The organism is Nocardioides sp., from assembly GCF_030150155.1.
In the GTDB taxonomy this organism is placed as follows: domain Bacteria; phylum Actinomycetota; class Actinomycetes; order Propionibacteriales; family Nocardioidaceae; genus Nocardioides.
Window position 1 is genome coordinate 19,860 of the sequence record NZ_JASLGR010000002.1, and the last position, 7,733, is coordinate 27,592.

The following is a 7,733-nucleotide window of genomic DNA, read 5'->3' on the forward strand; positions in this document are numbered from 1 at the left end:
CGTGAGCAGCAGCACCCTCCTCGAGCGCATCCAGGCGGCCCTGGCCACGGTCAACGACCCGGAGATCAAGCGGCCGATCACCGAGCTCGGCATGGTCGACTCGGTCACCGTCTCCGACACCGGTGTCGTCGACGCGAAGGTGCTGCTCACGGTGGCGGGCTGCCCGCTCAAGGACACCATCAACCGCGACGTGACCGCCGCCGTCGGCGCGGTCGAGGGTGTCACCTCGATCAACCTCGAGCTCGGCGTGATGAGCGACGAGCAGCGCTCGGAGATGCGCAACATGCTCTCCGGTGGCGTCGCCCAGCGCGAGATCCCCTTCGCCCAGCCCGGCAACCTGACCCGCGTCTTCGCGATCGCGTCGGGCAAGGGCGGAGTCGGCAAGTCCTCGACCACGGTCAACCTCGCCGTCGCGATGGCGGCCCAGGGGATGAAGGTCGGCATCGTCGACGCCGACATCTACGGCCACTCGATCCCCGCCATGCTCGGCATCGCGGACTCGCGTCCGACCCAGGTCGAGGACCTGATCATGCCGGTGCCGACCGCCTCGGGCGTCTCGGTGATCTCGATCGGCATGCTCAAGCCGCGCCGCGACCAGGTCATCGCCTGGCGTGGGCCGATGCTCGACCGCGCACTGCGCCAGATGCTCGCCGACGTCTACTGGGGCGACCTGGACGCGCTCCTGCTCGACCTGCCGCCCGGCACCGGCGACGTCGCGATCTCGCTGGGCCAGTACCTGCCCAACGCCGAGGTCGTCGTCGTCACGACGCCGCAGGAGGCGGCGGCCGAGGTCGCCGAGCGGGCCGGCACGATGGCGGAGATGATGCACCAGCGCGTCGTCGGTGTGGTGGAGAACATGAGCTACCTGCCGTGCCCGCACTGCACCACCGAGCGGCCCAACGATCCCGTGCACCGTCTGGAGATCTTCGGCTCCGGCGGCGGCCAGCGCGTCGCCGACACCCTGTCGCAGCGCTTCGGCACCCCGGTGCCGCTGCTGGGCCAGGTCCCGATCGAGATCGCCCTGCGCGAGGGTGGTGACGTCGGCAAGCCCGTCGTCGAGTCCGACCCGACCGCTCCGGCGGCCCAGGAGCTGACCGCGATCGCCCAGCGTCTGACCGGTCGCGGCCGCGGCCTGGCCGGCATGCAGCTGGGGCTGACGCCGTCCTCGAAGTTCTAGCCCCTAGGGTTAGCGCATGTTCGGAGTCGGCCTGCCAGAGCTCGCGGTCATCGCGCTCGTGGCGATCCTGGTCTTCGGACCCGACAAGCTGCCGGACTTCGCCCGGCAGGCGGGCCGCTTCGTCCGCGAGGCGCGCAAGTTCGCCGACGGCGCCCGGGACCAGCTCCGCGAGGAGCTCGGCCCGGAGTACGCCGACCTCGAGCTGAAGGACCTCGACCCGCGCGAGTTCGTCCGCAAGCAGATCAACCAGATCGTCGCCGACGACGACGCCGACGGCCTGGAGCAGGGCGCCCCGCGCCAGCGCCCGCTGCGGCCCGGCGAGGTGCCGCCGTACGACGATCAGGCCACCTGAGCGACTTCCGGGTTCACCACCGTCGACTTCCGGGTTCACCACCGTCGACTTCCGGGTTCACCACCTCCCTGGGTCGCGGGTGTGGCAGTCTGCCCCCATGTCGGGCGAGGACCGTTCCTGGGAGCACGAGCTCTTCGGCGTCCTCGATGACCTGGAGGCCCAGGCCGAGGCCGAGTTCGCCGAGGCCCGCCGTGCCGAGGTCGCCGACCGGGCGCGCGCGGAGTACCTCCACGTCACCCTCGCCTCGCGCCTGATGGCCGATCTGGGCCGGCAGGCGACGCTCCAGGTCGAGGGGGTGGGGACGCTCACGGGGACCCTGGACCGGGTCGCCACCGGCTGGCTGCTGCTCACCAGCCCGACCGCGCACTGGATCGTCAGGCACGTAGCGCTCCTCGCCGTGCGCGACGCCGGCTCTCGCTCGGTGCCCGAGGTGGCGTGGCCGGTCACCGCGAAGCTGCGCCTTCCCTCCCCCGTACGTCGCCTCGCCGACGATCAGGTCCGGTGCGTCTTCCACCACCGCGACGCCAGCCGTGCCGAGGGCGTGCCGACCCGGGTCGGCCAGGACTTCATCGAGATCGACGCCGGTGGTCGCCTCGACCTGATCCCGGTCCCTGCGCTCAGCGCGATCCAGTACCGCCCCTGAGCCGTCCTGGTTATCCACACCCCATACGGGGCCCATTGACGCGCCATCAAATCCGACCTTTCATAAGCAAACGCATTCAAACGCATAGGTTCTCGGAAGGAACATGCCATGCGGTTGCTCCATCACCTCCTCCGTCCGGTCGTCGTCGCCCTGGCCACGACCGGTGCCGTCACCGCCGCCGGGCGACTGCTCGTGGACCAGGCCCTCGGGTCGGAACCCGGCCCGCTCGCCTTCGACGACCTGCTGGTCCGGGCCTGTGCCGGGGCGCTGCTGCTGTGTCTGGCGTGGGGGTGGCTCGCGATCCTGGCCGTCGTCGTCGAGTCCTGCCGCCTGCGGCTCCACGGCCTCGGTGTCTCGCTGGCCCCAGTCCCGCAGCAGCCGCGGCGGTTCTGCCTGCCGGCGGGCGCCCGGCGGGCCGTCCTGGGGCTGTGCGGCGTGGCCCTCACCGCGACCGCGACCCCCGCGATGGCGGCCACCGGCCCGGGCCAGCCCGGCGCCGCCGACACCGTCGCCTGGCCCACCCTGATCGCCTCCCTGCCGTTCCCCGACCGTGCCGTCGACGCCCCCGCACCTCCCCCGGTCCGTGCGCCGGACGGCGTACCCACCGTCACTGTCCACGCCGGCGACTCGCTCTGGTCGATCACCTCGACCCTGCTCGACTCCGAGGACCCGGAGCTGATCGGTCGACGCTGGCCCGAGCTCTACCGCGCCAACCGGCACGTGATCGGGGCCGACCCCGACCGGCTCGCTGTCGGGGTCCACCTCACCGTCCCCCGGAGCCTGCGGTGAGCGCGCGCCCGGCGACCATCCAGGGCACCCTGGCCCTCGACCTCCTCCCCCGGACCGAGCCCCCGATGAGCCGCCCCGAACGCACCGGCAGCGGCGCCGACGTGATCGCGATCGAGAGCGCCCGCCGCGGCGAGATCGAGCTCTGGGCGACCCGCTTCACCCAGGCCGCCGTCGAGATCGTGGGCGGGGACCGGCCCGCCCACCAGATCGCGCGCTGGGCCACCCCGATGGTGTACGCCGATCTCCGCCGACGCTCCGAGCTGGTCGCCCTGGCCTCGGGGCAGCGCCCCGGCGAGGCTCGGATCCAGCCGGTCCATCCGAAGGTGATCGGCATCCACACCTGCTTCGTCACCTCGACGATCGTCGAGGCGAGCGTGCACGTGCGCTACGGCGAGAGGTCCCGGGCGGTGGCAGGACGGTTCGAGCGACGTGAGGGACGGTGGCTCTGCACGGCCCTGGACTTCGCCTGAGCCGGACCGTCGCGACGGTGCCGGAACGACGCTGCCCCCGACACCGAGGGTGTCGGGGGCAGCCGGAGCGAGCCAGGTCAGCTGGTGCGCGTGGTGAGTCCGGTCGGACCACCGGCGCGGCCGTGGCACTGCTTGTACTTCTTGCCCGAGCCACACGGGCAGACGTCGTTGCGGCCCACGCCGGCGAACGGGTCGTCGGCATTGGTGACGGTGCTGGCCGGGTTGACCACGGCCTGGTCGCCGGACTCGTCGGGAGCCGAGTAGCTCAGGTTCCGCGGCTTGGCCGGGGCGTCGAGGCCCTTGGCGCGGATCTGCTTGGCGCCCGAGGCGATCTCGGAGACGCTCGGACCGACGTTGAGGCCGACCGGCGGCTCAGCGAAGGCACCCTCGTGCATCGGGCCCGCGTGAGCGGAGCCGTCGGCGTGGTAGTGAACCTCGTCCTCGCCGTCGACCTGGACCTCCAGGTTGAACAGGAAGCCGACGGCCTCCTCCTTGATCGAGTCCATCATCGCGTTGAACATCTCGAAGCCCTCGCGCTGGTACTCGACCAGCGGGTCGCGCTGGGCGTAGGCCCGCAACGAGATGCCCTCACGGAGGTAGTCCATCTCGTAGAGGTGCTCGCGCCACTTGCGGTCCAGGACCGAGAGCAGCACCCGCCGCTCGAGCTCACGGGTGACGTCCTCCCCGATCTCCGCCTCGCGGCGGTCGTAGGCGGCGTGGGCGTCGATCTTGAGCGCCTCGATCAGGTCGTCACGCTCCAGGTTGTCGCGCCCGCCCGCGGCCTCCTCCAGGTCGGCGATCGAAATCGAGATCGGCCAGAGTTGGCCGAGGTCGGTCCACAGCTGCTCGAGGTCCCACTCCTCGGCGAACTCCTCGGTGTGAGTGGTGACGGCACCGGTGACGACGTCGTCGATGAAGGTCCGCGTCTGCTCGGCGAGGTCGGCCCCCTCGAGCACCTCACGGCGCTCGGTGTAGACGACCTTGCGCTGGCGGTCCATCACGTCGTCGTACTTGAGGACGTTCTTGCGGGACTCGAAGTTCTGCGACTCGACCTGGCCCTGGGCGTTGGCGATCGCGCCGGTGACGCGCTTGGCCTCGATCGGGACGTCGTCGGGGATCCGCAGGGCCTGGAGCACGCGGTCGACCCACTCGGACTTGAAGAGGCGCATCAGCTCGTCTTCGAGGGAGAGGTAGAAGCGGGATTCGCCCGGGTCGCCCTGACGACCGGAACGACCGCGAAGCTGGTTGTCGATCCGGCGCGACTCGTGCCGCTCGGTGCCCAGCACGTAGAGGCCGCCGAGGCTCTTGACCTCGTCATGCTCGGCCGCGACCTGCTCCTTGACCGACTCGACGGTGGCGGGCCACGCGGCGTCGTACTCGTCGGCGGTCTCGCCGGTCGGCTCCAGGCCGCGCTTGCGCAGCTCCTGGTCGGCGAGGAACTCCACGGAGCCACCGAGCATGATGTCGGTGCCTCGACCGGCCATGTTGGTGGCGACGGTGACGGCACCCTTGTGGCCGGCGAGCGCGACGACCTTGGCCTCGTCGGCGTGCACCTTGGCGTTGAGGACGGTGTGCGGGACGCCCTTCTTCTTGAGCAGGGCCGAGAGGTACTCCGACTTCTCGACCGAGACCGTGCCCACCAGGACCGGCTGTCCGGTCGCGTGGCGCTCGGCGAGGTCCTCGACGACGGCGTCGTACTTGGCGACCTCGGTCCGGTAGACCAGGTCGGGCTGGTCGATGCGCAGCATCGGCTTGTTGGTCGGGATCGGAACGACACCGAGACCGTAGATCTTGTCGAACTCGCTCGCCTCGGTCATGGCCGTGCCGGTCATGCCGGAGAGCTTCTTGTAGAGCCGGAAGAAGTTCTGCAGAGTGACGGTCGCGAGGGTCTGGTACTCCTCCTTGACCTCGACGTTCTCCTTGGCCTCGATGGCCTGGTGGAGACCGTCGTTGTAGCGACGCCCCGACAGGATGCGGCCGGTGTGTTCGTCCACGATCAGGACCTCGCCGTTCATCACGACGTATTCCTTGTCGTTGTGGAACAGCTCCTTGGCCTTCACCGCGTTGTTCATGAAGGAGATCAGCGGGGTGTTGACCGACTCGTAGAGGTTCTCGATGCCGAGGTGGTCCTCGACCTTCGTGATGCCGGCCTCGAGGACGGAGATGGTCCGCTTCTTCTCGTCGACCTCATAGTCGACGTCGCGGGTCATGCCAGCGACGATCCGAGCGAACTCGCTGTACCACTTGACGTCGTCCTCGGTCGGGCCCGAGATGATCAGCGGGGTCCGGGCCTCGTCGATCAGGATCGAGTCGACCTCGTCGACACAGGCGTAGAAGAAGCCGCGCTGCACGCATTCCTCGATGGAGTTCGCCATGTTGTCGCGCAGGTAGTCGAAGCCGAGCTCATTGTTGGTCGCGTAGGTGATGTCGCAGTTGTACTGCTCGCGACGCTCCTCCGGGGACAGGTCGGGGAGGATGACGCCGGTGCTCAGGCCGAGGAAGCTGAAGACACGACCCATCTGCTCGGACTGGTAGGTCGCGAGGTAGTCGTTGACCGTGACGACGTGGACACCCTCGCCGGCCAGCGCGTTGAGGTACGCCGGCAGCGTGGCGACCAGGGTCTTGCCCTCACCGGTCTTCATCTCGGCGATGTTGCCCAGGTGGAGTGCGGCCCCACCCATCAGCTGCACATCGAAGTGACGCATGCCGAGGACACGGCGGGCAGCCTCGCGGACGGTGGCGAACGCCTCGTACATCAGGTCGTCGAGGGACTCCCCGCCTGCATAGCGCTCCTTGAGGATCGCGGTCTGTCCGGCGAGCTCCTCGTCACTCATCGCGAGGTAGTCGTCCTCGATCGCGTTGACTGCCTTGGCGATCCCCTCGAGCTGACGGAGGATCTTGCCCTCGCCGAGGCGGAGGATCTTGTCGAGAATGGCCACGAGGCGTCACTCTACCCGCGAACGGAAAGCCGCGAGAGTAACTCCCCACGGCCCGTCTCAGGATCGACCTCGATCCGGTCCAGCCCGAGCCATCCGGCGAGCCGGGTCAGCTCCTCGCCCAGCTCCTCGGCGGTGCTCTCCGGAGCCCCCGGTTCGGCGAAGGCACCCTTCACCACGAGGGTGCCGCGCCGGCGATCGGCCTTGAGGTCGACACGGCCCACGATCCGGTCGCCGAGCAGGAACGGCAACACGTAGTAGCCGTGCACCCGCTTGTGCGCAGGGGTGTAGATCTCGATCCGGTAGTGGAAGTCGAAGAGTGACTCGGTGCGCGAACGCTCCCACACCACCGGGTCGAACGGGCTGAGGAAGGTGCGGGCGCTGATCCGTCGCGGCATCCGGGCCTGGTGCCATAGGTAGCCCGGCGTCCGCCACCCCTCGACCTGGACCTGGCTGACCTCGCCCGACTCCAGCAGCACCGCCAGGCCGGCGCGGGTGTCGACCGCGCTCATCCGGTAGTAGTCGGCCAGGTCGCGGGCGGTCGCGACCCCGTGGGAGCGGGCCGCCCGACGGACCAGCTCGGTGTCGGCCTCCAACCGGGTCGGCGTCGGCGCCTCGAGATGCACAGCGGGAATGACCCGTTCAGGCAGGTCGTAGCGCGGTTCGAACTGGGTCGAGCGCCCCGCGATCGCGATCTCGCCGGCCATGTAGAGGGCATCGAGGGCCAGGCGCGCCTGCGACCAGTTCCAGCCCCAGTGCTCCTTGGCCCGCGGTGCCCCGGAGTCGATCTGCTTCGCCGTCACCGGCCCGCTGTCCCGTACGGCGGCCAGCACCTCGCACATCACCGGGCGAGGCACCGCCCTGGACCACTTGGCCCGGCGCTCGCGGTAGTACGCCATCCGGTGGGCCATCACCGGCCACAGGTCGACCGGCATGAACGCCTGCACGTGCGCCCAGTACTCGACCATCCGCCGGGGCCGCTGCTCCGAGGCCCGCCGCACCAGGTCGGTGTCGTAGGGGCCCATCCGGGAGTACAGCGGCATGTAGTGCGCGCGTTGGAGCACGTTGACGCTGTCGACCTGGAGGACGCCGGTGCGCTCCAGGGTGCGGCTGAGCGTGCGCATCGTGGGCCGCTCGTGGGCGGCGTCGGCGAACCCCTGCGCCGCGAGCGCGATCCTGCGCGCCTGGGCCAGGGCAAGGGACTCCATGACTAGAACCTAGTGGGAGCCACCGACATTTAGCCTTTGAGTGGGTCCGCGGGCGGGCCGAACGTCCGACCGGGACACGTGGTGATCCCTGACTTCTGAGTGGTCGTCCGCGGGCCCGGTGTCTGGTCGAGCGGTGTCCTTGTTCGGGAACTTGGAGC

7 protein-coding genes are annotated in these 7,733 nt (G+C 69.9%); 5 read left to right on the plus strand and 2 right to left on the minus strand.

The annotated features are described in order from the left end of the window. Nucleotide 1 precedes the first annotated feature (1 nt). The 5 genes from Q1V88_RS00525 to Q1V88_RS00545 all read left to right on the plus strand — a co-directional run bounded on the left by Q1V88_RS00525 (nt 2) and on the right by Q1V88_RS00545 (nt 3,431). Complete coding sequence (locus tag Q1V88_RS00525) at nt 2-1,177, plus strand: P-loop NTPase (protein WP_300676194.1); 1,176 nt, start codon at nt 2-4, stop codon at nt 1,175-1,177. 16 nt (nt 1,178-1,193) lie between these two features. After that, nucleotides 1,194-1,529, plus strand: a complete 336-nt coding sequence (locus Q1V88_RS00530) for a sec-independent translocase (protein ID WP_300676196.1) — start codon at nt 1,194-1,196, stop codon at nt 1,527-1,529. A gap of 97 nt (nt 1,530-1,626) precedes the next feature. Then, on the plus strand, nt 1,627-2,172 hold the full coding sequence (locus tag Q1V88_RS00535; protein WP_300676198.1) for a hypothetical protein: 546 nt from the start codon (nt 1,627-1,629) through the stop codon (nt 2,170-2,172). Between the two features lie 108 nt (nt 2,173-2,280). Then, a complete protein-coding gene (locus Q1V88_RS00540) occupies nt 2,281-2,961 on the plus strand; it encodes a LysM domain-containing protein (protein WP_300676200.1) in 681 nt (226 codons plus the stop codon). Next, the gene (locus Q1V88_RS00545; protein ID WP_300676202.1) at nt 2,958-3,431 is read left to right on the plus strand and encodes an Rv3235 family protein; all 474 of its coding nucleotides are present in this window, start codon (nt 2,958-2,960) and stop codon (nt 3,429-3,431) included. The genes Q1V88_RS00540 and Q1V88_RS00545 overlap by 4 nt, the downstream gene beginning before the upstream one ends. Before the next feature lie 77 nt (nt 3,432-3,508). On the opposite strand, the gene secA is transcribed toward Q1V88_RS00545, so the two are convergent. Beyond that, the gene (gene secA / locus Q1V88_RS00550; protein WP_300676203.1) at nt 3,509-6,370 is read right to left on the minus strand and encodes a preprotein translocase subunit SecA; all 2,862 of its coding nucleotides are present in this window, start codon (nt 6,368-6,370) and stop codon (nt 3,509-3,511) included. An 11-nt stretch (nt 6,371-6,381) separates the two neighbouring features. Further along, on the minus strand, nt 6,382-7,575 hold the full coding sequence (locus Q1V88_RS00555; protein WP_300676205.1) for a crosslink repair DNA glycosylase YcaQ family protein: 1,194 nt from the start codon (nt 7,573-7,575) through the stop codon (nt 6,382-6,384). Nucleotides 7,576-7,733 lie beyond the last annotated feature (158 nt).

What these genes read in the sequence shown, in the direction of transcription:
- Q1V88_RS00555 (WP_300676205.1), bottom strand. Translation starts at nt 7,575, where the DNA reads ATGGAGTCCCTTGCCCTGGCCCAGGCGCGCAGGATCGCGCTCGCGGCG.
- Q1V88_RS00540 (WP_300676200.1), top strand. Translation starts at nt 2,281, where the DNA reads ATGCGGTTGCTCCATCACCTCCTCCGTCCGGTCGTCGTCGCCCTGGCC.
- Q1V88_RS00530 (WP_300676196.1), top strand. Translation starts at nt 1,194, where the DNA reads ATGTTCGGAGTCGGCCTGCCAGAGCTCGCGGTCATCGCGCTCGTGGCG.
- Q1V88_RS00535 (WP_300676198.1), top strand. Translation starts at nt 1,627, where the DNA reads ATGTCGGGCGAGGACCGTTCCTGGGAGCACGAGCTCTTCGGCGTCCTC.